General features: G+C 47.5%; 23 protein-coding genes. 11 read left to right on the top strand and 12 right to left on the bottom strand.

What is annotated here, in order from left to right:
* Positions 1–136: 136 nt before the first annotated feature.
* The 4 genes from xerD to thrC all read left to right on the top strand — a co-directional run bounded on the left by xerD (position 137) and on the right by thrC (position 4,593).
* Positions 137–1,054 (top strand): site-specific tyrosine recombinase XerD, encoded by a 918-nt coding sequence (gene xerD / locus E2K74_RS05130; RefSeq protein ID WP_151206634.1) that lies wholly within the window; start codon positions 137–139, stop codon positions 1,052–1,054.
* A gap of 100 nt (positions 1,055–1,154) precedes the next feature.
* A complete protein-coding gene (locus tag E2K74_RS05125; RefSeq protein WP_151206633.1) occupies positions 1,155–1,967 on the top strand; it encodes a thioredoxin fold domain-containing protein in 813 nt (270 codons plus the stop codon).
* 124 nt (positions 1,968–2,091) lie between these two features.
* Positions 2,092–3,396 carry a homoserine dehydrogenase gene (locus E2K74_RS05120; protein WP_151204049.1) on the top strand — a complete coding sequence of 435 codons (1,305 nt, stop codon included), beginning with the start codon at positions 2,092–2,094 and terminating at the stop codon, positions 3,394–3,396.
* A 57-nt stretch (positions 3,397–3,453) separates the two neighbouring features.
* Positions 3,454–4,593, top strand: coding sequence for a threonine synthase (thrC, locus tag E2K74_RS05115; RefSeq protein ID WP_151206632.1), 1,140 nt, complete (start codon positions 3,454–3,456; stop codon positions 4,591–4,593).
* A 109-nt stretch (positions 4,594–4,702) separates the two neighbouring features.
* Here the strand turns inward: thrC and E2K74_RS05110 are convergent, their stop codons facing one another.
* Positions 4,703–5,752: a serine hydrolase gene (locus tag E2K74_RS05110; protein ID WP_151204051.1), complete on the bottom strand. Its 1,050-nt coding sequence runs from the start codon at positions 5,750–5,752 to the stop codon at positions 4,703–4,705.
* Between the two features lie 220 nt (positions 5,753–5,972).
* On the opposite strand from E2K74_RS05110, the gene E2K74_RS05105 reads away from it, so the two are divergent.
* The 3 genes from E2K74_RS05105 to E2K74_RS05095 are packed head-to-tail and all read left to right on the top strand — an operon-like array spanning position 5,973 to position 9,626.
* The gene (locus E2K74_RS05105; RefSeq protein ID WP_151204052.1) at positions 5,973–6,608 is read left to right on the top strand and encodes a response regulator; all 636 of its coding nucleotides are present in this window, start codon (positions 5,973–5,975) and stop codon (positions 6,606–6,608) included.
* Positions 6,609–6,626: 18 nt separating this feature from the next.
* Complete coding sequence (locus E2K74_RS05100) at positions 6,627–8,189, top strand: sensor histidine kinase (RefSeq protein ID WP_151206631.1); 1,563 nt, start codon at positions 6,627–6,629, stop codon at positions 8,187–8,189.
* Between the two features lie 18 nt (positions 8,190–8,207).
* Positions 8,208–9,626, top strand: coding sequence for a sigma-54-dependent transcriptional regulator (locus E2K74_RS05095; RefSeq protein WP_413773037.1), 1,419 nt, complete (start codon positions 8,208–8,210; stop codon positions 9,624–9,626).
* On the opposite strand, the gene E2K74_RS05090 is transcribed toward E2K74_RS05095, so the two are convergent.
* The 4 genes from E2K74_RS05090 to lptF all read right to left on the bottom strand — a co-directional run bounded on the left by E2K74_RS05090 (position 9,627) and on the right by lptF (position 14,670).
* Entirely contained in the window at positions 9,627–10,799 is a 1,173-nt protein-coding gene (locus tag E2K74_RS05090) for a S41 family peptidase (RefSeq protein ID WP_151206629.1), read from the bottom strand.
* 26 nt (positions 10,800–10,825) lie between these two features.
* Positions 10,826–12,373, bottom strand: a complete 1,548-nt coding sequence (gene gpmI / locus E2K74_RS05085; protein WP_151206628.1) for a 2,3-bisphosphoglycerate-independent phosphoglycerate mutase — start codon at positions 12,371–12,373, stop codon at positions 10,826–10,828.
* A gap of 123 nt (positions 12,374–12,496) precedes the next feature.
* Positions 12,497–13,567, bottom strand: coding sequence for an LPS export ABC transporter permease LptG (lptG, locus tag E2K74_RS05080; RefSeq protein ID WP_151204057.1), 1,071 nt, complete (start codon positions 13,565–13,567; stop codon positions 12,497–12,499).
* Between the two features lie 2 nt (positions 13,568–13,569).
* Positions 13,570–14,670, bottom strand: coding sequence for an LPS export ABC transporter permease LptF (gene lptF / locus E2K74_RS05075; protein ID WP_151206627.1), 1,101 nt, complete (start codon positions 14,668–14,670; stop codon positions 13,570–13,572).
* 156 nt (positions 14,671–14,826) lie between these two features.
* Between lptF and E2K74_RS05070 the strand changes: the two genes are divergently transcribed.
* Genes E2K74_RS05070 through E2K74_RS05060 form a run of 3 tightly spaced genes read left to right on the top strand, consistent with a single transcriptional unit; the run spans position 14,827 to position 17,316 of the window.
* Positions 14,827–16,275, top strand: coding sequence for a leucyl aminopeptidase (locus E2K74_RS05070; protein WP_151206626.1), 1,449 nt, complete (start codon positions 14,827–14,829; stop codon positions 16,273–16,275).
* Positions 16,268–16,675, top strand: coding sequence for a DNA polymerase III subunit chi (locus E2K74_RS05065; RefSeq protein ID WP_151206625.1), 408 nt, complete (start codon positions 16,268–16,270; stop codon positions 16,673–16,675). Before E2K74_RS05070 ends, E2K74_RS05065 begins: the two co-directional genes overlap by 8 nt.
* A gap of 26 nt (positions 16,676–16,701) precedes the next feature.
* Positions 16,702–17,316 carry a hypothetical protein gene (locus tag E2K74_RS05060; RefSeq protein WP_151206624.1) on the top strand — a complete coding sequence of 205 codons (615 nt, stop codon included), beginning with the start codon at positions 16,702–16,704 and terminating at the stop codon, positions 17,314–17,316.
* 244 nt (positions 17,317–17,560) lie between these two features.
* On the opposite strand, the gene E2K74_RS05055 is transcribed toward E2K74_RS05060, so the two are convergent.
* The 7 genes from E2K74_RS05055 to glnK form a co-directional block, all read right to left on the bottom strand.
* Positions 17,561–18,112, bottom strand: coding sequence for a VTT domain-containing protein (locus E2K74_RS05055; protein WP_151206623.1), 552 nt, complete (start codon positions 18,110–18,112; stop codon positions 17,561–17,563).
* Between the two features lie 109 nt (positions 18,113–18,221).
* Positions 18,222–18,881 (bottom strand): riboflavin synthase, encoded by a 660-nt coding sequence (locus E2K74_RS05050; protein ID WP_151206622.1) that lies wholly within the window; start codon positions 18,879–18,881, stop codon positions 18,222–18,224.
* Positions 18,882–18,903: 22 nt separating this feature from the next.
* Positions 18,904–20,196: a DNA adenine methylase gene (locus tag E2K74_RS05045; protein WP_151205585.1), complete on the bottom strand. Its 1,293-nt coding sequence runs from the start codon at positions 20,194–20,196 to the stop codon at positions 18,904–18,906.
* Positions 20,193–21,281 carry a bifunctional diaminohydroxyphosphoribosylaminopyrimidine deaminase/5-amino-6-(5-phosphoribosylamino)uracil reductase RibD gene (gene ribD, locus E2K74_RS05040; RefSeq protein WP_151206621.1) on the bottom strand — a complete coding sequence of 363 codons (1,089 nt, stop codon included), beginning with the start codon at positions 21,279–21,281 and terminating at the stop codon, positions 20,193–20,195. Before ribD ends, E2K74_RS05045 begins: the two co-directional genes overlap by 4 nt.
* A complete protein-coding gene (gene nrdR / locus E2K74_RS05035) occupies positions 21,278–21,748 on the bottom strand; it encodes a transcriptional regulator NrdR (protein ID WP_151206620.1) in 471 nt (156 codons plus the stop codon). The genes ribD and nrdR overlap by 4 nt, the downstream gene beginning before the upstream one ends.
* Positions 21,749–21,888: 140 nt before the next feature.
* Complete coding sequence (locus tag E2K74_RS05030; protein ID WP_151206619.1) at positions 21,889–23,283, bottom strand: ammonium transporter; 1,395 nt, start codon at positions 23,281–23,283, stop codon at positions 21,889–21,891.
* Between the two features lie 59 nt (positions 23,284–23,342).
* Positions 23,343–23,681: a P-II family nitrogen regulator gene (gene glnK, locus E2K74_RS05025; RefSeq protein WP_151204174.1), complete on the bottom strand. Its 339-nt coding sequence runs from the start codon at positions 23,679–23,681 to the stop codon at positions 23,343–23,345.
* 398 nt (positions 23,682–24,079) lie between these two features.
* Here glnK and E2K74_RS05020 point away from each other — a divergent pair, with 398 nt between their 5' ends.
* Entirely contained in the window at positions 24,080–24,307 is a 228-nt protein-coding gene (locus E2K74_RS05020; protein ID WP_151206618.1) for an accessory factor UbiK family protein, read from the top strand.
* The last annotated feature ends 31 nt before the right edge of the window (positions 24,308–24,338 follow it).

Here is a 24,338-nt window from a genome sequence, read left to right as displayed (position 1 = left end):
AAATGAGAATAATTAACAAATAAGATTCATTACTTTTCGATTTATTATGCGATGACATCGACACACCAGTAAAATTAAACTACAGTGCAGCATAAGCGTCAGAATTATCAAAGTTTAAACTACGACCCTCGCCATCATGCTGAATAAAAAACCCCGTATTCCTACCCCTGTGCAGATTCCTGATCAATATAGCTTTTTACAAGGTTTCCGGGATTATCTGATTGCGCAGACCGTCAGTCCACATACGCGTAATGCCTATCTGTCCGATCTGCTACAGTGTGCCGACTGTCTCGCCAAACCTTTACCAGAATGGACACATGACGATATTTCCGAGGTTCTGGTGGCACTTACCAAACAGCAAAAAAGTCCGCGTTCGATTGCGCGCTGCTTATCTGCCTTGCGTTCTTTTTATAAATTTCTACGTGAACAGAAACTCAGAAATGATAATCCGGTTGCTGGCCATAAAACCCCTAAATTAGGTCGAGCCTTGCCCCAAGATCTATCCGAAGCCGATGTTGAAGCCTTAATTCATGCACCCGATACCAATACTGCTTTAGGTCTGCGCGATCGGGCCATGTTTGAGGTTTTGTATGCTTGCGGTTTACGGGTCACCGAACTGATTAACCTGCGTCTCGAGCTGATTAACCTGAAACAGGGCTATTTACGTATTGTCGGCAAAGGCAATAAAGAGCGTCTAGTGCCGATGGGACAAGTGGCCTGTGAATGGGTCGAGACCTATCTGCAAGATGCCCGTCCGCAACTCTATAAGACGGCTACCGATTACCTGTTTCTGACCCAGCATGGCGGGATCATGAGCCGGCAAAACTTCTGGTATGCAATTAAGCGCTATGCTTTGCAGGCCGGAATTCAGGCTGAGCTATCGCCGCATACGTTGCGCCATGCCTTTGCCACCCATTTACTCAATCATGGTGCAGACTTGCGAGTGGTGCAAATGCTGCTGGGGCATAGCGACTTGTCGACCACCCAGATTTATACTCATGTCGCGCAGATCCGCATGCAGCAATTACATGCCACTCACCATCCACGGGCCTAGACACAGCTGTAAACAGAAAAACCAAGAAGTTTGACGTGTTCTGGTCTTTTTTTGTTATGCTACTGCTCTGTTTTTAGACCAAGAAAAAAAAGGGTTATTTATGACATTTGCCCGTACCAAACTTTTTATCGTATGTGTACTTGCTAGCGGTTTAGGACTCAGTGCATGTTCCAATTCCGACAATGAACAAAAAAAGCAGGACAATCTGACCGCAAGTGCACCAGCGACGGGCGAAGCCTCTACCCTGAGTGAGCGTAATGCACAGCAGCGTCTGCTTTCAACGCTTGAAAAGCATTTTAAAACCGCAGGTATCAGTGCCAAGATCACAGATATTAAAGCCACTGAAGTTCCTAACCTGTCCTGGGTCAGTCTAGAAGGGATGGCACCAGTATATGTAACAAATGACGGCAAATACCTGATTCAGGGCGATGTCATCCGTCTTGGAAGCAAGCAGCTCTACAATGTCAGTGAAAACCTGCAAGCCGGCGTCAATCAAAAAATCTTGGCCGAACTGGAAACCAAAGATCTGCTGGTCTATCCTGCCAAGACCAAAACCAAGCACGTGATTTATGTATTTACCGATGTCAGCTGCCCGTATTGTCATAAATTCCATGAGCAGATGGATGAAATGAACAGCAAAGGCATTGAGGTGCGTTATATTGCCTGGCCACGTGGAGAGCAGCATATGCCTGCCATGGAAGCCATCTGGTGTAGCAAAGACCGTCATGCCGCTTTTGATCAAGCCATTGCAGGCGGACAGATTCCATCGGCATCCTGTCAGAACCCTGTGAAAGACCAATATCAAATGGGTCTGAATATGGGCGTCAATGGTACACCGGGCGTATACAGTGCTGAAGGGGTTTATCTCGGGGGCTATATGAGTACATCCGAGTTATTAAAGCGGCTTAAATAACTAATTATCATGAGTTATTTTACTTTATTTTATAGATAAAGATATTCTGGAATGACCCTAGAGTCAGGCGTTTTTTTTAGCTATGATCTAGAGTCGTAAAAACTGTTTATATTTGGAGTGTGACGTGAAACCAGTTCGTCTGGCAATCCTCGGTCTTGGTACTGTGGGTGGTGGTGCCCTTAAACTATTAAAAGAAAATGCTGCTGAGATTAAACGTCGCACCGGTCGTGAAATTCAAATTACCCATGTCGGTACGCGTCGCCCACGTACTGACCTGGACTTGCCTGAATCAGTCAAGCAGAGTGCTGATTTGCTGGACATTGTCCGTCAACCTGATGTCGATGTGGTAGTTGAGGTCATGGGCGGTATCCACCCTGCCTATGAAGTCATCATGGAAGCCATGAAACATGGCAAGCATATTGTCACAGCCAACAAAGCCCTCTTGGCTGAACATGGGAATGAACTCTTTAAAGCAGCTGAAGACAATGCCGTACAAATTGCCTATGAAGCTGCGGTTGCTGGTGGCATTCCGATTATCAAAGTGATTCGTGAAGGTCTGGCAGCCAATAAAATTGACTGGTTAGCAGGTATTATTAACGGGACAGGCAACTTCATTTTAAGTGAAATGCGGGAAAAAGGTCGTGCCTTTGCTGACGTACTTAAAGAAGCGCAAGAACTCGGTTATGCTGAAGCTGATCCGACCTTTGACGTAGAAGGGATTGATGCGGCACATAAACTGACAATTCTTGCTTCATGTGCATTTGGTATTCCGCTCCAGTTTGACAAGGTTTTTACTGAAGGAATCAGCAAAATCACGGCGCAAGACGTCAAGTATGCTGAAGACCTGGGCTTTCGTATCAAACACCTCGGGATTGCACGTCGTACAGAAGCCGGGGTTGAGCTGCGTGTGCATCCAACCCTGATTCCAAAAGAAGAACTGCTGGCCAATGTCAATGGCGTGAAGAATGCGGTACTGGTACATGCCAATGCAGTAGGCCCAACGCTCTATTATGGTGCTGGTGCGGGCGCAGGCCCAACTGCATCTGCGGTGATCGCAGACGTTGTTGATATTGTACGGGATATTTCCTATACCGAAGATGGTGCGGGTACCATTCCGCAACTGGCTTTTGAAAATCTGACCGATCTGCCGATTTTAAGCCGTGAAGAAATGACCACTGGCTATTACATCCGGATCAATGCCGAAGACCAGATGGGTGTACTGGCTGATGTCACCACGATTTTAAGTCGTGCTGGAATCAGTATTGATGCCATCTTGCAACAGTCACGCTTAAAAGACCTGATTCCAATCGTGATCCTGACTGATCCAGTCAAAGAAGCAAAAATGGATGACGCCTTAAAACAAATTCAAGCGCTTCCTGCTATTCATGGCGAAATCGTACGAATTCGTTTAGAATCGTTGGATAACTAATCGGGTTGGGAGGAGCCTCTCCTCTCGCCAAGCTCTACACACAATTGGAACATCATCATGTCGAATGCCAATCGTTATACTGGTTTAGTTGACCGCTATCGCGACCGCTTACCAGTGTCTGCAACTACTAAAGCCATTTCTTTGGGTGAAGGTAATACGCCACTGATTAAGCTTGAGAATATTCCACGCATTATTGGCAAAAATGTTGAAATTTATGTGAAGTACGAGGGCTTAAACCCGACTGGTTCATTTAAAGACCGTGGTATGACCATGGCAGTCACAAAAGCTGCTGAAGAAGGTTCAAAAGCCATTATTTGTGCTTCTACGGGGAATACCTCTGCTGCCGCTGCTGCTTATGCAGCCCGTGCTGGCATGAAAGCCTTTGTATTAATCCCGGAAGGCAAAATTGCCATGGGTAAAATGGCGCAAGCCATGATGTATGGTGCGATTACCATGCAAATCCGCGGTAACTTCGATGACGGTATGCGTCTGGTCAAAGAAATTGCCGATAAAGCCCCAGTAACCATCGTTAACTCGATTAACCCATACCGTTTACAGGGCCAGAAAACGATTGCTTATGAAATTGTCGATGAACTGGGCCGTGCACCTGACTACCACTGCCTGCCAGTCGGTAATGCGGGTAATATTACCGCGCACTGGATGGGTTATACCGAAGCCGTTGCCAACCAGCCTGCAGATCAGTTTGAGCAAGTGATTTATGATGCTGAAACGGATCAGTTCACAGGTCCAAAACCGGCAGGCTTGCCAACTATGGTGGGCTACCAGGCTTCTGGCGCAGCTCCATTCCTGCGTGGTGCACCTGTTACTGATCCTGAAACGGTTGCAACAGCAATCCGTATCGGTAATCCACAAAGCTGGAACCATGCCAAAGCAGTCGTACGTGATTCTCAGGGCTGGTTCGACGAACTGGAAGATGCAGAAATTCTTGAAGCACAGCGTTTACTTTCTATGTATGAAGGCGTATTTGTAGAGCCTGCTTCTGCTGCGTCTATTGGTGGTGCAATCCGTGACATCAAGGCAGGTAAAATTGCTGAAGGTTCTGTGATTGTCTGCACAGTGACTGGTAATGGCCTGAAAGACCCAGATACCGCAATCAAGCAGTGTGCTGATGCGGTGATGCTGTCGATCGATGCTACATTAGACCAGGTTCGTGATTCGATTCTGTCTAATATGTAATTAGACAAAATAAATAAGAAAACCCTGCACAGGCAGGGTTTTTTATTGCTGGACCGTTTAATCTGAGGTTTAACTTATCACAGGTTCGAGCTTCAGAAATAGCCAAGCTTTAGATCCGTTTTGGTAAACTGCTCACCCAGGTCATCAGACGGGTAGCATCATTGGTACGTGCCTGGGAGCTGTTTGCACCCAACAGTACCACTGCAACCGGACGGTTGTTCAAAGTGGTATGCATCACCACACAGCGTCCCGCTTCATTAATGAAGCCGGTTTTGGAAATATTGATATTCCAGCCACCATTACGCACCAGCGCATTGGTATTGTTTGACTTCAAGACGCGATAACCCAGATTGAAATCATAGCTTGGTGTAGTCGAGAACTGACGGATCAGTCCATATTGTGAAGCGGTATTCACCAGAATGCCGAGGTCACGCGCAGAGGCAATATTTCCAGGATGCAAGCCGGTGGATTCTAAAAAGCGGGTTGAGTACATGCCCAGTTCTTTGGCCTTGCTGTTCATTGCCGCAACAAATGCACTACGACCACCCGGATAGGTACGTGCCAAGGCTGCCGCAGCCGGATTCTCTGACTTCATCAAGGCAAATAGCAAAGCTTCGGCGCGGTTCATGCTGTCCCCTGCTCTTAAAGACGAGCTGGAGCTTTTACAGCCTGAACAGGAAAAGTCAGCTTGCTGCAAGGTAATTTGTTCAGACATATTCAAACGCGCATCTGAAATCACCACAGCAGTCATCAGCTTGGTAATCGAAGCAATTGGAAGAGCCGTATTGGTGTTTTTACTATAAAGCACCTCCCCGGTTTGAGCATCCATGACCAAGGCCGCACGCGCATTCACGCTAGGCTGGCTAATATTATGATTGGTATCCAGAATCCGAGGACTTTTTACAGCCGGCTGAACACTTCCCCCCTGACGCAAGGTAGTGGTGATGGTGGCTGAGCCTGCCGGGCTAGGCTCTTCTGCAGCCACACTAAAGTCGTCATTCAGCAGCTGGTTTACTTCATCTGAAGACCAGCTGATACTACTGGCTCCGCCCTCTGCCGTACCGGAACGCATAATGATTTCAGCAAAGCTTATCGAACTTATGCTGAGCAACGTAGAAAGTCCCAATACCTGCATCAAAGACTTGTTTATTTTCTTCACTATTTCTTCACTCAACTAACCAGAGGTAAGATTGATTTGCGTATTACCTCTAATATGCCTTACATTTGAACACAATGCAGAACATTTTTTGTTCTGGACACTATGTGATAAGTTTCAGATTTAATCTTGCAAATAGGATTGCTAATTTTGTAGTTTCATTGCAAGCTTATTTTGCTTTATGTAACAAAAAAATGAGTTTTTTAACAGAGGGAGAGACTAGGTGATCACAGTGTTGGTTGTGGACGATCATGAATTAGTACGTACTGGGATTTGCAGAATGCTGGAAGACCATGCGGATGTCCAGGTTATTGGACAAGCTGAATCAGGTGAAGAAGCAATTACGCTGGTCCGTCAACATCATCCTAATGTCGTTCTGCTGGATGTGAATATGCCCGGGATTGGTGGGGTAGAAACCACACGTCGTTTGCTACAAACTGCACCTGACACCAAAGTACTGGCAGTCAGTGGTCTGGCAGAAGAACCTTATCCTTCCCTGTTACTTAAAGCTGGGGCCAAAGGCTACATCACCAAAGGTGCTCCTGTACTGGAAATGGTTCGTGCCATCAACAAGGTAATGCAGGGCGGTAAATATTTCAGTGCCGATATTGCCGAGCAGCTGGCCAGCTCATATCTGTCAGATACCCAGCAATCGCCTTTTGATGCGCTCTCTGAGCGGGAAATGCAGGTGGCGATGATGGTGGTCAATTGTATTAGCGCGCAGGAAATTGCCGATAAACTCTTTGTCAGCGTTAAAACTGTCAATACTTACCGTTACCGTATTTTTGAAAAGCTCAATATTGACAGTGATGTCAAACTGACCCACTTAGCCATGCGCTATGGCCTGATCAAGCCCTAGTTTTAAAAGTCGGTCCATATGGAACCTTCTCACTATTCACAGCTCAATCAATATCATCTGGGGCTCTGGTATGGTGCTTATCGTCTGATTATCAGTACCGGTCTGCTGCTGATTTTTCTGCTGACCTATCCGAATCTGACGGCCGACTATCAGTATCCACAGCTCTATTATTATGCGCTGGGGATCTGGGTGGCGGTGAACGCGGTTCAGCTGTTCACGCTCAAATTTGTCCGGCGCTGGATTCAAGCCCAGTTTATTCTGATCTTTTTTACTGATGTTAGTGTACTCAGCCTATTAACCCTGGCCACCAATGGCCCGAATCTGCATATCGGGCTATTGTTTGTCATTGCCATCTTTTCAGCTTCGCTGCTACTGGATGCCCATAAGGCCTTATTTATCACACTTATTGCTGTAATTAGTGTGATTTATCAGCATTTTATTGGCAGCATTTTTGCCTTTTCTTCCTTAACCAATATCGGGAATAGTGCATTACTCGCTTTCCTGTTTTTTGTGGTCTATGGCAGTGGCCAGATTGCGGTCCGCCGCTTTCAAATTCTGGAGAATCTGAGTTTTTCCCAATCTCTTGAATTGTACCAGTTACAGAATATTAACCGCTATATTCTGGAGCAGATTGAAACCGGTTATCTAGTTCTGGATGAAAATTATCATGTGGTGCTGAGCAATCCGGCAGCCTGTCATCTGCTCGGCATAGAGCCTGCCTATAGCCAAGAACGATTTTCACTCTATCATTCACAATATGACCTGTTTGAGTTGGTTCACTTTGAGAATCTGGAAAATGGGGAACAGTTTCAGTTCGAGTCCCAGCAAAGTCGCTATAACATTCATGTACAGGTACAAAAACTGATCGTTCCGCATCAGACTTTGATCCTGCTGGTTTTACAGGATGCGCAAAAGTTAAATCAAAAGGTGCAACAATTAAAGCTTGCTGCGCTGGGACAACTTTCGGCCAGTATCGCGCATGAAATCCGGAACCCTCTGGCTGCCATTGTACAGGCCAATGATCTCTATCAGGATTCAGAAAAAGAACAGCAGCATCTCCTGAACCAGATGATCAGCCGGCAGGCCAATCGGATTGACCGGATTATTCAGGACACCTTGAGCATGGTGAAAAACAGGGAAACGCATCCTGTCATGATTCATCTGAATGAATTCATTCCACTGTTTATTCAGGAAGATTTAGCCGATGTGGCTGATCAGATTCAGTTGAATAGCGATACGTCTCTTTATATTCAGTTTGATGAAGCCCAATTCCGTCAGATTCTGATTAACCTGATCCGTAATGCCATCCGGCACAATGCTGCCGATGCCGACCATATTCAATTGAATATTCATCCTTATCAGCATAAAGTATGGATTGATATCCGGGACTTTGGCACCGGTGTCGATGTACCGGATCAGGCGAAGTTATTCAAGCCTTTTTATAGCACCGCAATTAACGGTACCGGACTGGGACTGTATTTATCACATAGTTTTTGTGAAGCAAATCAGGCACAATTAAATTATATACAACAAGAACAAGGCGCATGCTTTCGCATTAGCTGCCAACGAATGATACCGTGAATATATTGAAAGGGGAAAATTGTGGAACAACAACCACTGGTCTTATTGGTGGATGACGAAGAGGATCTCTGTACCCTCATGCAGATGTCCTTGATGCGCATGGGAATACGTACACATATTGCTCACCGGCTGGAGGATGCTAAACAGCGCCTTACTGATCACCAGTATGATGCCTGTCTGACCGACCTGAATCTACCGGATGGCAATGGCCTGGAATTATTGCACTGGATTCATCAGCGCTGCCCTGATCTGCCTGTGGCTGTACTGACCGCCTACGGCAATATGGAAATCGCTATTGCCGCCCTCAAAGCAGGCGCTTTTGACTTTGTCAGCAAGCCGATCAACCAGAAGCATCTGGAACAGTTACTACAAAAAGCACTTAATAAACCAGTGGAGTATGATCAATATAATGCCAATGATTCACTAGAATATAAGCTGCTGATTGGCCAGTCTCTGCCCATTCAGCAGCTACGTGTCACTTTAAAGAAAATTGCTCGTTCTCAGGCGCCGGTTTTTATTACAGGAGAATCCGGTACCGGCAAGGAAGTAATTGCAAATCTGGTGCATCGCCTCAGTAATCGCAGTGAAGGGCCTTTTATCGCCATTAACTGTGGTGCGATTCCAACTGAACTGATGGAAAGTGAGCTTTTCGGACACAAAAAAGGCAGCTTTACCGGTGCCACTCAGGACAAGCAAGGACTGATCCAGTCTGCGCATGGTGGCAGTCTGTTTCTGGATGAAATCGCCGAATTACCTTTGAGCATGCAGGTCAAACTGCTACGCGCCGTTCAGGAAAAACGTATCCGCCCCTTAGGTTCAGATACTGAAATTGATGTCGATTTTCGGGTAATCAGCGCCAGCCATCAGGATCTGGATGCTCTGGTACAGCAAGGCAAATTCCGTCAGGACCTGTATTTCCGGATTCATGTCATGGATCTGGTCTTGCCGCCACTACGTGAACGCGGACAGGATATTCTGATTTTGGCTGAGCACTTTATCCAGAAAATTTGCCAGGAATGGGATATTCCGGTGAAACCACTTTCTGGGCGCAGCAAAGAGTTTTTACTGGGCCAGTACTATCCAGGGAATGTGCGTGAATTACGCAATATTATCGAACGGGCCATTACCTTAAGTGATGAAGACAGGATTGATCTGCAACACCTGCAAAGCGCTCCTTTGCGACATACAGCGCCTGTCCTGCAAGAGTCGACAAGTCATGCTGAACTTGCTTCTTCGGATCAGATTATTATTCCCAGAAAGCTGCCTGAAGAAGGTCTGGAATTATATTTAGAGAAAATCGAAAAAGAAGTTCTGCTGAATGCACTGAACCTGACCCACTGGAACCGCACCTTGGCTGCAAAAAAACTGGGCATGTCGTTCCGCTCTCTGCGTTACCGCCTGAAAAAATTCGGACTGGATATCGAGGAAGAGGACTAATTATTTTTGCAGGAGCAGCAGGTCTGCGACATGATCCAGATAGCTCTCCTCACGTACTTCTGGGCCAAGCGGATAAGTCAGATGCGGCTGGATACCTAGCCCTTCAATCATCCGGCCGCTCGGGCTGAAGTATTGGGATACGGTCATTTGCAAGGCCGCACCATTACTGAGTGGAAACAGCTTTTGTACCACCCCTTTGCCATAGCTTTTCTCACCCACCACCCAGGCACGGCCGTGTTCTTTTAGGGCTGCGGTAAAAACTTCTGCGGCAGAAGCAGAGCGGTTATTAATCAGAATACCAACTTTCAGATTCTGAAATTCAAAGCTTGGTAAGGCCTGAAACTGCTGATTTCCTTCCGAACGGCTTTTGGTCGAGACAATAATGCCTTGATTAAGAAACAGGTCTGCTGATTCTACTGCGGCTGAAAGCAGGCCACCTGGATTATTGCGCAGATCAAACAGGACGGCTTTTAGACGGCTTGCCGGATAGCTTTCAATAATCCGCTGGATTTCATTCGCAGTATCCTGCTGGAATACCTTCACTTGCAAGACCAGCACCTGATTATGATGCAAACTGGATTTGATTTCTGTATCTACCTTGATATTCCGGACCAGCCTGATGACCGGACTTTGTGCCGATAGCTGGATGCTCAAGGTAGACCCAATTGCACCGCTCAGCAATTGCCGTACCTGTTCACGGTTCAGGCTGCTCAAGGCCTGATCATCAATCTTGTAAACGGTGACACCATTACGCAGGCCCTGTTTGGCAGAATCTGCATCTGGCCTAAGACCGTGTACTACCCATTGCTTGAGCTGGGAATTAAATTCCAGATCAAAATCGATACTGGCTAAATCACCTTCGGTGTACTGGCGCAGCTGGTGATAATCTTCGGGAGATAAATAACGTGAATAGCGGTCCAGACCACTGACCAGCCCCTGAATAGCTTGCTGGAACAGGGCATCATCATTTTTGTCTTCAATATAATTATCTTTGACAATGCCATAGATTTGTACAAATTCTTGAATGGAGGCTACCGGAATTTCCGCATAAGTCTGATGGCCCATTTCCATATCGTCAAAGGCCGGCTCTTGCGGGCCGGCACTCCAGACGGAATGACTCCAACACATTAAGAAGCATGCGAGAATTACAGACTTGCCCTGTGTTTTAATCATTCTTATCCCTGTATATAGACTAAAAATTATGCATGCAGCTCAATCAGGTTACGCCCCTGCATTTCAGCCGGAACCGGAAGCTGCATCAGGTTGAGTAAGGTCGGTGCCACATCTGCCAGTACGCCGCCTTCAATAATCGTTGCAGAGCTTGGACCAACATAGATAAACGGAACCAGCTCAGTGGTATGCTGGGTATGTACCTGACCACTGTGATAATCCTGCATTTGCTCTACATTACCATGGTCTGCCGTGATGATCATATGGCCATTTTTCGCCATAACAGCGGCATACACACGCCCCAGACAAGTATCTACGGCTTCAACCGCTTTCACGGCTGCATCAAATACTCCCGTATGGCCTACCATGTCACCATTTGCATAGTTCACCACCAGTAAATCATATTCACCGGAGTGAATGGCTGCGACCAGTTCATCAGTCACTTCATAAGCGCTCATTTCTGGTTTTAGGTCATAAGTCGCTACGTTGGGTGATGGAATCAGGATACGTTTTTCACCTGGATATTCATCTTCACGGCCACCGCTAAAGAAGAACGTCACATGGGCATATTTTTCAGTTTCAGCAATACGCAACTGGGTTTTTCCCAGATTTGATAAATACTCACCGATTGAGTTCACCAGCGCTTCCGGCATATAGGCAACCGGTGCATCAATGGTGGCCTGATAACGGGTCAGCATCACGAATTTTGACAGGCTTGGCAGCACTTGACGCTCAAAACCGGCAAAATCTTTTTCGACAAAGGCACGCGTTAATTCACGGGCACGGTCCGCACGGAAGTTCATAAACACCACGCTGTCACCATCCTGAATTTTCACGATGTCACCAATACGTGTAGCCTTGACGAACTCATCCGATTCCTCTGCGGCATAGGCAAGTTCTAGACCCTCAACGGCAGTCGTAGCAGTACGCACCGCTTCACCTTCGGTCAGCAAACGATAAGCCTGCTCGACTCGATCCCAGCGGTTGTCACGATCCATGGCAAAATAACGACCGATCAGGCTGACGATACGGCCCTGGCCCGGATATTGAGCAAACAGTGTATCGAGTTTTTGCAAAGAAGGCTGTGCGCTCTTTGGTGGCGTATCACGGCCATCCAGAAAGGCATGCAAATAGACTTGGGCACCACGTTTCAGTGCCAGCTCAGCCATCGCGACGATATGATCTTCGTGAGAATGTACCCCGCCTTCAGACAACAGGCCGAGAATATGCACCGCACCCTGGCTTGCTTTGGCCTTTTCCACGGCATCGACCAGTACTTCATGCTCAAAGAAAGCGCCTGTCCGGATATCTTTGGTAATACGGGTAAAGTCCTGATACAGCACCCGGCCAGCACCCAGATTCATATGACCGACTTCAGAGTTCCCCATCTGGCCATCCGGCAGACCTACATCTTCACCAGAACCAGAGATCAAACCATGCGGATGCTTGTCCTGTATAGCAGTTAGATTTGGTCGTTTAGCTGCTAAAAACGCATTGTCTTCGACCGCTTCGCGATGACCCACACCATCCATAATCACCAAAACGTGAGGGATTTTGCCAGCAGTTGCATCCGCCATAATGAAATACTCTTTTAGCCTACGAATTAATCGCCCTAGTTTACAGAATTTTGTAAAAAGAGGCCATGACTGGAGATGGTTCAAGCCGCTTGTTACAATTGATTCGCTCTATTTTCCTGCGTCTTAGCGTGCCCGATGCAGGAGATAGCCGCCGATTCCAAACATGATCAGAATGGGAATAAAAACAAACCATGCCGGAGATGGTGCATAGACCAGACTGGCATAACCCAGAAAGTCCTGTAGATAGAAAAAGCCGAGACCGGCAAACAAGGCAATCACCAGACGAAAACCCATGGATTGCTGGCGTAGCGGCCCGAAGATAAAGGAACAGGCAATCACCACCAAGGCAATCAGGGCAAACGGTGAACCCAGTTTTTGCCAGAATGCCAGCTGATACGTCTTGGGCACCTGACTATATTCATGCATATAACTCATAAAGCTTACCAGCTGGCTGGGTGCCAGATCTTCAGGGTCAATTGTCACCATATGCACATATTTCGGCTGTAATGCCAAGGCCAATGACTGTTCAGCATTGTTAACCAGTGTCGCATTGCCATTCGCGAGAATGTCCATCTGCTCGGTATTTTTCAGCTCCCAGGCGCCATCTTGTATAAAACGGCCGGTGCTGGCATGCAGGGTTCCGCGTAAACGATAGTTTTCATCGAAATCCAGCATCTGCACATTGCTGAGCTGGCCTTGCGAGTTGGCATAATTAATATAGATAAAACGCTGGCCTTCGCGGGTCCAGTAGCCGCGGACTTCTCCCAGCTGTGCTGCTTTCTGGGAATTTTTGACCATTTTGGCCTGTTCGTTGGTATACGGAATCACCCACTCACTTAAAGCAAAAGACAGAATCACCAGCAAAAGTGCTGAACGCATGACCCAGCCCACGATTCGCCACAGGCTGACGCCGGCGGCGCGCATCACAATCAGTTCACTATTGGATGCTAATGTCCCCAGGCCCAGTACCGCTCCAATCAGGGCTGAAATTGGCAGAATTTCATAAAGATAATTCGGTGCACCCCATAAGACATAATACAGAGCCTCCTTGGCTCCATACCCTTCTTTTAAGGAACCCAGCTCACCCAGATAGGTAAACAGAACCTGTAGACCGGAAAGTACTGCGGTGGCTCCTAGCATGGCCATAGCGGTGGTATAGGTCACATGTTTGGCCACTATACGACGTGCGAACATTGTTAAGACCTCACTCGCTGAATCTGTTTCTTAATTTTGGGAGCCAGCTTCTGCTTACGCGAGAACAGTGCCCCACCCACAGCATAGGCCAGTAGAATCAGAGGATAAGCCGCGATGCCCATTTCATTTTTACTGATCCGGGTTTTGACCGCCATCAGGGCCACAATCAAACTGGCAAAAATCATCAGTGCCGGAAAGAGTTTGAGATAACGCCCCTGACGCGGACTGACCTCAGACAGGCCTACTGCCAGAATCAATGCAATCACCATCGCAAATGGAACAAAAATCCGCCAGCCGAGTTCGCTGACCACGACCGGATCATCACGCTTCTGCCACAACTGCGATGTTGGTAAAGCCTCGACTTCATCACTGGCCAGCTCTGCCTCTTTATCATTTTCAATCCGCAGACGATAGCTGGCAAATTCCGCATGTGTATATTGCGGAGTCCCCGGGTAGATTTCATAACGGCGCCCCTGCATCAGATCGACCACATTCGCAGAATCATTGGGGATTTCTATTCGGGTTGCTTCCTGGGCCAGAATCATGACATCCGGCTTGCCTTCTTTTTCCGCACGCTGATAGAAGAAAATATCCTTTAAGTGTTTCCGGTCTTCCGATAAATCCCCAGCATAGATGGTATAAGGCCCAGAAGAGATAAACTCTTTGGGTCGCACCAGATCAAAGCCGGTACGTACCGCCTGACTGGTGGTTAAGGCCTCAAACTGGCGAATTCCCCAAGGCGAAGCCCATAACATTAAAAAGCCCTGTGCCATCAGATAGACCAGTGTGAGCGGAATCAGTAAACGCGCCAACTGATGCCGGCTGATACCACTGCCATTCAATACTGCCATTTCATGATCGACGTAAAGACGCCCAAAGACCAGAATTAGGCCGATAAAGAACCCCAAGGGAAGAATCAGGGTTAAGAATTCTGGTAAGCGATAGCCAATGATGCTAAACAGGATGCCTGCATCCAGACGGCCCTGAGCAGCTACACCAAAATACTTGATCAGTCGTCCCCCCATCATGATGAGGGTCAATAAGGCAATTACCACCAAAGAGGTCGATACTACTTGCTTGACCAGATAACGCCGAATAATCAAATTAATTCTTCCAAATTGAAGTCCATAAAATGGGTGCTAGTTTACCCGAATAGCAAAAATATAAAACCTGAGCTGTCATTCCCATTGAAAATCTGTTGAGATAAATGGTTCAATGATTGAATGATTCGCAAACCTACACAGGCGTGAAAGCAGGATATGAAACTTACAATTAATACGTCATTCCCAGAGAATGGATCAAGTCAGTCTTTGTTGATTTTAGTCGACGCAGAACAAGTTCAGGAAATAACGTCACATTACCCGATCAGTCAATTCGACACATTAATTGAAGCCGCTCAATTCAAGGCAGGCCTTGCCGAGAGTCTGAGCCTGATCAATCAGCTCAGCCAGTGTCACTCTGCTGCGCTGATTGGACTGGGCAAAACTGCTGAATTACAGCCTGCTAAACTGGCGAAGCTTGCACAAACCATTATTCAATCCACACAGAAAAAATTCAAACAGATTTCTGTTGATTTGACACAACTTCCACAAGAATTGCACTATCTTTTTGCACTGGCCCTGACTCAGGCCAACTATGGCTATGACGAATACAAATCGAAGAAAAATGAGTTTATTCTGGAACAGATTGACCTGATCACCGCACAAAGCGCCTTAGATTCAGCACAGCTGCAGCTGATTCAGGCGGTACAGAGCGGCCAGAATCTGGCACGTGATCTGGGCAACCGCCCAGGAAATATCTGCTTCCCGGAATATCTGGCAGAACAGGCACAGGCCCTGGCAGCGGAATATCCAGACTTGTTGAAAGTCACCGTACTGGATGAGCAGCAAATGGCGGATCTCGGGATGGGTGCCTTTTTGGCAGTCAGTAAAGGTTCGGAGCGTCCGGGCCGTATTATCAGTATGGAATATCAGGCCGAACGTAGCGAAGCGCCTGTTGTGCTGGTCGGCAAAGGCATTACCTTTGATACTGGCGGCATTTCACTTAAACCGGGCGCAGGCATGGACGAGATGAAATACGACATGTGCGGTGCTGCTTCGGTACTGGGAACCATGCGTGCCCTGTGTGAAGCCCGTTTACCGATTCATGTGGTCGGCACAATTGCTGCGGCTGAAAATATGCCATCCGGCAAAGCGACCCGTCCAGGCGACATTGTCACCACCATGAGCGGCCAAACCGTTGAAATTTTAAATACCGATGCAGAAGGCCGTCTGGTTCTGTGCGACACCCTGACCTATGTCAAACAGTTTAATCCTGCGCTGGTAATTGATATTGCAACTTTAACCGGTGCCTGTGTAGTGGCGCTGGGTTCCGTGCTTACAGGCATGTTCACTCCGGATAACGAGCTGGCTGTCGAGCTGGAAACTGCTGGCCAGAACGCATTTGACCGCGTATGGCGCATGCCGGTGCTGGATGACTATCAGGAACAGCTCGATTCACCATTTGCCGATATTGCCAATATTGGCGGCCCTAAAGCCGGTTCAGTCACCGCTGCCTGCTTCCTGCAACGCTTTACCCGTGATTATCGCTGGGCGCATCTCGACATTGCCGGGACTGCCTGGAACTCTGGTCCCAATAAAGGCGCGACAGGCCGTCCAGTGCCACTATTAATGCAATTCCTGGCTAATCGTGTTCAAGTGAATGGCTAAGGTCAGCTTCTACTTATTTGAAAAAAGCCCTGAACGACAAGTGGACAGCACTTGTCGTTTATGCCGCAAGATTTTGCGTCAACCCGAACGCATCTGGCTGTATTGTGCCGATCCTGCCCTGCAGCAGGAACTTGATGAGCTGCTCTGGAGCTTTGATCCAGTCAGCTTTATTCCGCATGGTATTGAGCAGCCTGAGGCTGTGGTCTGTATTTCAGCACAGCTCCCCAAACAGCCGGGCTGGATTATTTTTAATTTTAGTCCGGAAGCACTTGAACCGGATGCGAAATTTAGTCACATTATTGAGATTATTGAAAACAATGAGCCGGCCAAGCAGCTGGGGCGTGAAAAGTTCAAACAATATCGCCGTTTTGGTATTCAACCTCAGACCTATAAACTTTAAGCAAGACGATAAACAAGGAGATGCAAGTGGCATTAAATGTAGGTCCAGATTTTAAACAGCGCTGGTTAAATACGCCTGAGGCTGTGCGTCAGACCTTTATCGATGACCTCTCGCGGATCTGTGATGTACTCAAGCCTGAAACCGTTCTGGAAGAATGGCTGCTACATGATCAAAAATTCCAACTAGAATCGGAGCGCCGGATTGAAGCCGCCTATGCACAGCGCAAGGCTGAACTGATTGAAGAGGCTCGTATTCGAAGACAGCAGGCACTGGAAAAAGCCCTAAACAAAAAACGTGCTGAAGTACAGGCCTATGCTGAACAGCTACGCCGGGATGAAGAACTCAAATTTGCTGAACAAAACCGAAAATTAATCGAAATGCGTCAGCAGCTTGATACTGAGATACAGCACTACACCGCGCGTTATCAAAAAAACCCTGAACAGGTGCTGGATTTTTCTGCAGGTCAATACCGTATTGAAGATTCCCAGATTCGGTCTGAACTCGACAGTGTACGTTTACGTCTGGAACTCGAGGCCGAAAGTGCCATTGAACAAACAGTGAATGCACTACGCGATAAGCTGCGTGCTGCCGCCAAAGAAGAAATTGACTATATTCTTCAAAATTCTAATCTATCACAATAGGCTGAGCCATACTCACACTGGCCGCTATCTGATTTGATTTTTTTCTTATAGCGCTGTGATTGGTCTGAAAGAACCAAACATCCAGGGTTCATCAATAAATTCAAGGTAAATCTAAAAGTTTTTATCTATGCATGGTCGATCGAAGCCTTAAAAATTCAACAAGACAAGGGCTTTGGACGCGCGATCTGCTCCAAGCCGTACAGGCCGAATAAAAAATAATCAAGCTCAGTTCAGCTCTAAAACGTCAAAATTTAAAAAGGTCAGCCAGCATAAAGGCGGTATTACCAAGAATATAGCCCACCCCCAACAGGCTGCTAATCCAGAGTACTCCACCAACCACATTATACAAACTAAAGGTCATCAGGTTCATATGCCCGGAACCGGCGGCAAAAGGTCCGAAGGAACGCACAAAGGGAATAAAACGTGCAATCAGGATAGTCTTGCCGCCATGCTTCATAAAATAATGATTGGTTTTGACTATATATTCCGGCTTGAAAAAGCGTGAATGCTCATTGAAATACTTCAGCCCTAGCGCTCTGCCCGTGTAGTAATTGACGGTATATCCCAGAGTAGAAGCAATGAACAGTAATAAACCGACAGAATGTAAGGTGATCAGGTCTGTCGTCGAGCACAGTGCCCCGATGGCAATTAGCAGGCTATCGCCAGGCAGGAAAAAGAAAAATACTGAGCCGGTTTCTGCGAAAATCACCAGGAACAGAATCGCATAGATCCATACCCCATACTGGTCTAGCAATAAGGGCAAGGATTGTTCAAGATGAAGTAAAAAATCGAGCATTCGATCTGTCCATTGGGGCTAAAATCGCAAGTTATACGCGGTATTATCTCCAAAAACAAAAAAACAGTCTAATTTTTCAACTAGACTGCCGGGAATTCTGGAGTTGGACTTATTTTAAAAAGCCATTTTCAGCCAGAAACTCCATACTGATTTTTGATTGCTGGGTGGTTTCTGCGGCCTTATCTCCCAGCAGCAAACGCTCGATATAACGGGCCAGCACATCAACTTCCAGATTTACTTTTGTCCCGACTTTCCAGCTACCGATATTGGTCCGCTCAGCTGTATGCGGAATCAGGTTCAGGCTGATGACACTGCCACGTAAATGGTTAATGGTCAGACTGATGCCATCAACGGTGACTGAGCCCTTCTCTGCCAGATATTTGGCAATTTCAGCCGGTGCCGTCACTTCATAATATACCGAGCGAGCATCTTCACGAACGATGGTAATTTCACCCACGGCATCGACATGCCCAGATACAATATGCCCACCAAAACGGGTGGTGGGCAGCATGGCTTTTTCAACATTCACAGGCTGTCCGACTTTCCATTGTCCCAGTGTGGTCCGGTTCAGGCTTTCACGCGACACATCCGCTGCATACCAGTTCTCGCCCCAGTCAATCACGGTCAGGCAAATACCATTGGTGGCAATCGAGTCACCGAGATGTACATCCGACATATCCAGATCGGTCTGAATACGTAAACGCACATCCCCTCCGACACTTTGCAGACTTTCAACTTTGCCCAGACTTTCAATAATACCTGTAAACATCTTTATTTCCTTTTTTATGCGCTTACCACAAGGCCAACTGGGTACTGACCCCGGTTGTATCTACACCGCCCAGCTCTGCATAATGATGCAACTGGCTCAGCAGCTGACGGATGGGTGGGCCTGATTTGGCATGCGTATCGGTAATCACAATAAATTCGAGTACGCGTGCACGTTCTGACTGGCGCTGCTTGCTGACCCGATAACGTGGCACATCCTGGGTTAGCAGAGTCACACGACCGCGTTTCAGGTTGGCCTGCAATAAATCGGTCGCACTGATATTCCCGTCGGTGGAATAACTGGTCAGAATAAAACGTGCATTAATCGTGGCCAGCAAGGTCTCATACGCCTCTTTGGCATACTTGGAAGAGTTGTACTGGCTCGGACGTTCTTTACGCCAGGCGCGGTCAATACCACTCTTGAAGCCCTTGGTATCTGGTGTCGGCAGATCGACCTGATCCCATAAAGTCAGCGCATTCAGTACATGATAATTACTGCTATAGGCATGCTGGTTATACGGCGGATCCAGATACGCCACATCGACCTCAAAACTGCTCATCTGATTGGCCAGATGTTGGGCATCCACACACCACATTTCAGCGGTCGGCCCTTGATGTTTCTTGTCTTCACAGAAGCGGCTTGGCGTCAGCCAGAGTAAAGATTCAATCCGTTCCAGTGCGGTCTGGGTCTTGCCGCCCCAGCCATGATGGAAACTTTTAAATACGCCGGAAGTATTGCTGACAAAACTGGCTGAATATAATAGTGGTGCCAGCAAAGCACTCATTTCGACATCATCAATTGCACCTTGTGCCTGCCAGGTGGCAATCTGCTGGCGGATTGCATCAATCCGCATCCCGTTACGGCGTTTAAAAAACAAACGGTCACGCGACGGATCATAAATTTCATCATTACGTGGACACAGGTTATGCGTCACCCAGCCTTTGACTTCGGGCAGACGGTTTAGATAATCAATGGCTTTCTGATAGCCCCCCAATTCTTTAAACGCTGGTGCCTCAGTACAGGCCAGCACCGCATGATTCAGCGCATGACTGTAGGGTTCCCAGTCATTGGCAATCACCCGGTAACCGTTTTGACGAGCCAAACGTGAGACCACACCAGAGCCGGCAAAGAAGTCGGCAAAAATAGGAGCACGGCCATCAGTACGGTTTAAGGTGCCTGTACTCTCAAGCGCTTCCAGAATTAAATGCAGCAGACGGCGTTTGTTGCCCAGATAAGGAACCAGCTGATGGAAAAGATACTCATCGGTGGTACGCGCCGCATGGCGACGTTTATGATAAACCGTAGACTCTGAACTCATAGTGTCTCTTGAAAAGGAATTAACCTGAAGCGCACATCCTCACCGAAGCGAGTTACATCGCGCAGCTTAAATCGGAGTTGTTCGGCCATACGGCTGAATTCTGCATTAAACATAGTACGTGCAGAACGGCCCAATAGGGTGGGTGCAACGTAACTGATCAATTCATCAACCAATTGTTCTTGTAAAAATGCCGTAGATAAGGTCGCCCCTGCTTCCACCAGCACATCATAAATCTGGTACTGCCCAGCCAGCTGAGCCAATAATTGTGTTAAAGGCTGCACTGCTAATTGTAACACACCCAGATCAGCCAGCTCTTGACGGAATGGCCCCATGACCATCACGCTGTCAGGCTGCGCTAGAATTTTCGCTGTCAATGGCAGACGGCCTTGGCGGTCTAAAATAATCCGTTTTGGCTGAACCACCGTGCTCATGTCATCAACACCATTGAGCTGACGGACATTTAACTGGCAGTCATCTGTAAGTACAGTCTCAATGCCGGTCAGGACCGCACCAGAAATGGCGCGCCAATGCTGCACGTCCTGACGCGCCTCGGTTCCGGTAATCCATTTCGATTCACCGGAAGCCATAGCAGTACGGCCATCTAAACTCGAGGCAACTTTAAGGCGCACATAAGGCATCCCGCTGGCCATCGCTTTCAAAAAACCTTCATTTAAGGCGTGGGCTTCTTTCTGAGCGATCCCCACTTCCACTTCAATGCCGGCATCTTGCAAGATCTGTACACCCTTACCTGCCACCAGGGGATTCGGGTCAGGACAGGCCACCACCACCTTGGCCACACCGGCCTCAACCAGCCCTTTGGCACAGGGTGGCGTACGGCCATAATGTGCACAAGGCTCCAGAGTCACATAAGCGGTTGCCCCACGTGCCTGCTCTCCGGCCTCGCGCAGTGCAAAAACCTCTGCATGTGGCTGTCCGGCTTGAGGATGAAAACCCTGACCGACAATCACCCCATCTTTCACAATCACACAGCCAACATTCGGATTCGGCTTGGTGGAATACTGGCCCTGCCGCGCCAGTTCAATAGCACGATGCATCCAGCTCTGTTCCCGCTTGAATTCAGTCATGTCTGGTCTTGATTTTCGCGTAGTTGCATCTGTTCAATCTGACGGCGAAAAGCTTCGACATCCTGAAAATCCTGATAAACCGAGGCAAAACGGACATAAGCGACATGATCCAGCGCGAATAACGACTGCATGACAATTTCACCAATCGTTCGCGACTTCACATCACGTTCTCCCAAGCGACGGATCTGCAGCTGGATATCACTGAGTACGGTTTCAATCTGTTCCTGTGTCACCGGACGTTTCTGCAAGGCATGCATCAGAGAACGGCGCAATTTGGCTTCATCAAAGGGTTCATTTTTACCATCCGATTTGATGACACGCGGCATCACCACTTCATAACTTTCAAAAGTCGTGAAACGTTCATTACAACTGATACATTCGCGGCGGCGGCGAATCTGACAGCCTTCAGCGGCCAAGCGTGAATCAATCACTTTACTGTCGGCAGTATTGCAAAATGGGCAATGCATAGCGGTTTAATTGAACAAATCCTGTTGAGTCCCGAGTGTAGCAAAATTTGCAAACTTTGTAGAGTCTTACGCAATATATAGAAAAAAAACAGCCCATATGAGCTGTTTTGCACTATATATTGATTATAGGGTATTGATTATTATTCGACACGTTCGCCGTGTTGGCTCAAATCCAGTCCTATGCGTTCATCCTCAGAGCCGATACGAATACCCATGAGTAAATCGAGCAGTTTCAGGATCACAAAAGTCATAAGGGCAGAATAAGCGATGGTGGCCAGTACCCCTTCAATCTGAATCCAGAGCTGGCTTATTATATGATCAGGTGCCTGGTCCCCCATAATAAATTCACTGGCGAAGAAGGCGGTCAGGATCGCACCAACAATCCCCCCTACACCATGCAGCCCAAAAGCATCTAGAGAGTCATCGGCTTTCAGGGCACGTTTCAATCCGGTAATGCCCCAGAAGCACACCATTCCCCCTATTAGGCCCATAGCCAGTGCACCGCTGACCGTCACAAAACCTGCTGCTGGCGTAATCACCACCAGACCGGCAACTGCACCTGAGACTGCACCCAGTACAGACCCCTTACCACGCACTATTTTTTCTGTGATTAACCACGAGATGGCTGCAGCTGCCGCGGCGACCTGGGTGACCACCAGCGCATAGCCGGCAGCACCATTTGCTCCGAGCGCCGATCCGCCGTTGAAACCGAACCAGCCAACCCAGAGCAGGCTGGCCCCCATTACTGTCAGGGTCAGATTATGCGGTGCCATCGATTCACGGCCCAGTCCCATACGTTTGCCCAACATATAAGCCGCCACCAGACCGGCAATACCGGCATTAATATGCACGACAGTACCGCCCGCAAAATCCAGCGCCCCATCATTGCCTAGCCAGCCCCCACCCCATACCCAATGGGTAATCGGTGCATACACCACCACACTCCACAGGGCAATAAAAGCAATGAAGGCACCAAATTTCATACGCTCTGCAATCGAGCCACTAATAATCGCCACCGTAATAATGGCAAAGGTCATTTGAAAAATCACAAACAGGATTTCAGGAAGTGTGCCGATAAGCGTGTCGGGGCGAATACCGGCCAGCATGAATTTATCCAGCCCCCCCATAAAGCCATTGCCTTCACTAAAAGCCAAGCTATAACCCAGAAAAACCCAGCTCAGGCTCACCACGGCGGCGGCAATAAAGCTATGCGCCATCGTAGAGAGCACGTTTTTCTTACGTACCATCCCACCATAAAAGAGGGCCAGACCGGGAATGGTCATGAACAGGACCAAAGCGGTAGATACCAGAATCCAGGCGGTATCACCTGTGTCTAATGTAGATTCTTTTTCTGTTTCTGTTGGAGTAGTGGCAGCAAGCGCGGTGGGCGCTTGTGTAGAGGTAGTAGGATGGGGGTCATGGCGCAATAAATTATCTGATGTGGAGACCGGTACTGTTGCAGGCTGCTCAGCCCAAGCAACAGAACCGCCCAAAAGTGCGCCCGACAAGCTGAACGCAAGTAGCATATATTTCATTTTTATCCCCGACCAAGTTTTTTGTGAGTTATTCGATACTCAGCAAACTTCGTGCCAAATTAGACAGCATCTGCACCTGTTTCACCGGTACGGATACGGATCACCTGCTCCAGATTAGTAACGAAAATTTTACCGTCACCGATCTTGCCTGTACTGGCTACACGCGTAATAGATTCAATTACTGCCTCCACCATTTCATCGCTGATCGCGATTTCAATTTTGACTTTTGGCAGGAAATCTACAACGTATTCAGCACCACGATACAGTTCAGTGTGGCCTTTTTGACGACCGAAGCCTTTAACTTCAGTGACAGTGATACCTTGCACACCAATTTCAGATAACGCTTCACGCACGTCATCCAGTTTGAAAGGTTTTACGATTGCAGTTACGAGTTTCATGTTTGTTTTCCTTCGGCTTATTTCACCAGTAAGGTTTTATGTTCAAATTTCATGCCAAGATTTCTAAGGTCGGGGGAAATTAGAAAAATTAACATGATGTTTCTTTATACCCCATTTTATACTTATAACCAGTTGGATTCTGCAAAAATGAAATATTTTTTATGTAGATTAGGAGGAGCTGCTGACACTTCATCTATATGGGTGAAGACATATATTTTTTAGTTGATATGAGGCCTACCCAGGCCGTTCAGTCATTTTCAATAGGTGACTCACAACGGTAGAATAACCGCTGCTACAAGAGTACTGATCGAATCTGCCTATATTTTATCTGAAATACTAGGGTCTCTATTCTGGCAGTGATACACTGTTGCCTCATTTCCATGAGGATGAATCGGACCATGATTGAAACCCTGTTACAAGCGATTTTGCAACAAGTCGAACAGCCTAAAAAAGACTTGGAACACAACCTGCGTGCCTTATTAAATGAAACCGTGACCAAGATGGATCTGGTCTCTAAAGAAGAGATCGAGCGCCAGCGCACTGCTTTGCAGCATGCCAATCAGCGTTTAAATGACCTGTTAAAACAGGTTGATGCCCTTGAAGAGAAAATTTCCAACAAAAAATAAGCACCACATCAGTGCACAAAAGACGCCAAAC

Source organism: Acinetobacter sp. RF15B, from assembly GCF_007558235.1.
GTDB lineage: Bacteria > Pseudomonadota > Gammaproteobacteria > Pseudomonadales > Moraxellaceae > Acinetobacter > Acinetobacter lwoffii_C.
Note: the sequence above shows the minus strand (reverse complement) of the source record. Positions and strands in the feature narration are given on the sequence as shown.

Coding starts and splice junctions, on each gene's coding strand:
- xerD (WP_151206634.1), top strand. CDS start 137: ATGCTGAATAAAAAACCCCGTATTCCTACCCCTGTGCAGATTCCTGAT.
- E2K74_RS05125 (WP_151206633.1), top strand. CDS start 1,155: ATGACATTTGCCCGTACCAAACTTTTTATCGTATGTGTACTTGCTAGC.
- thrC (WP_151206632.1), top strand. CDS start 3,454: ATGTCGAATGCCAATCGTTATACTGGTTTAGTTGACCGCTATCGCGAC.
- E2K74_RS05100 (WP_151206631.1), top strand. CDS start 6,627: ATGGAACCTTCTCACTATTCACAGCTCAATCAATATCATCTGGGGCTC.
- E2K74_RS05090 (WP_151206629.1), bottom strand. CDS start 10,799: ATGATTAAAACACAGGGCAAGTCTGTAATTCTCGCATGCTTCTTAATG.
- gpmI (WP_151206628.1), bottom strand. CDS start 12,373: ATGGCGGATGCAACTGCTGGCAAAATCCCTCACGTTTTGGTGATTATG.
- lptG (WP_151204057.1), bottom strand. CDS start 13,567: ATGTTCGCACGTCGTATAGTGGCCAAACATGTGACCTATACCACCGCT.
- E2K74_RS05070 (WP_151206626.1), top strand. CDS start 14,827: ATGAAACTTACAATTAATACGTCATTCCCAGAGAATGGATCAAGTCAG.
- E2K74_RS05065 (WP_151206625.1), top strand. CDS start 16,268: ATGGCTAAGGTCAGCTTCTACTTATTTGAAAAAAGCCCTGAACGACAA.
- E2K74_RS05055 (WP_151206623.1), bottom strand. CDS start 18,112: ATGCTCGATTTTTTACTTCATCTTGAACAATCCTTGCCCTTATTGCTA.
- E2K74_RS05050 (WP_151206622.1), bottom strand. CDS start 18,881: ATGTTTACAGGTATTATTGAAAGTCTGGGCAAAGTTGAAAGTCTGCAA.
- E2K74_RS05045 (WP_151205585.1), bottom strand. CDS start 20,196: ATGAGTTCAGAGTCTACGGTTTATCATAAACGTCGCCATGCGGCGCGT.
- ribD (WP_151206621.1), bottom strand. CDS start 21,281: ATGACTGAATTCAAGCGGGAACAGAGCTGGATGCATCGTGCTATTGAA.
- nrdR (WP_151206620.1), bottom strand. CDS start 21,748: ATGCATTGCCCATTTTGCAATACTGCCGACAGTAAAGTGATTGATTCA.
- E2K74_RS05030 (WP_151206619.1), bottom strand. CDS start 23,283: ATGAAATATATGCTACTTGCGTTCAGCTTGTCGGGCGCACTTTTGGGC.
- glnK (WP_151204174.1), bottom strand. CDS start 23,681: ATGAAACTCGTAACTGCAATCGTAAAACCTTTCAAACTGGATGACGTG.
- E2K74_RS05020 (WP_151206618.1), top strand. CDS start 24,080: ATGATTGAAACCCTGTTACAAGCGATTTTGCAACAAGTCGAACAGCCT.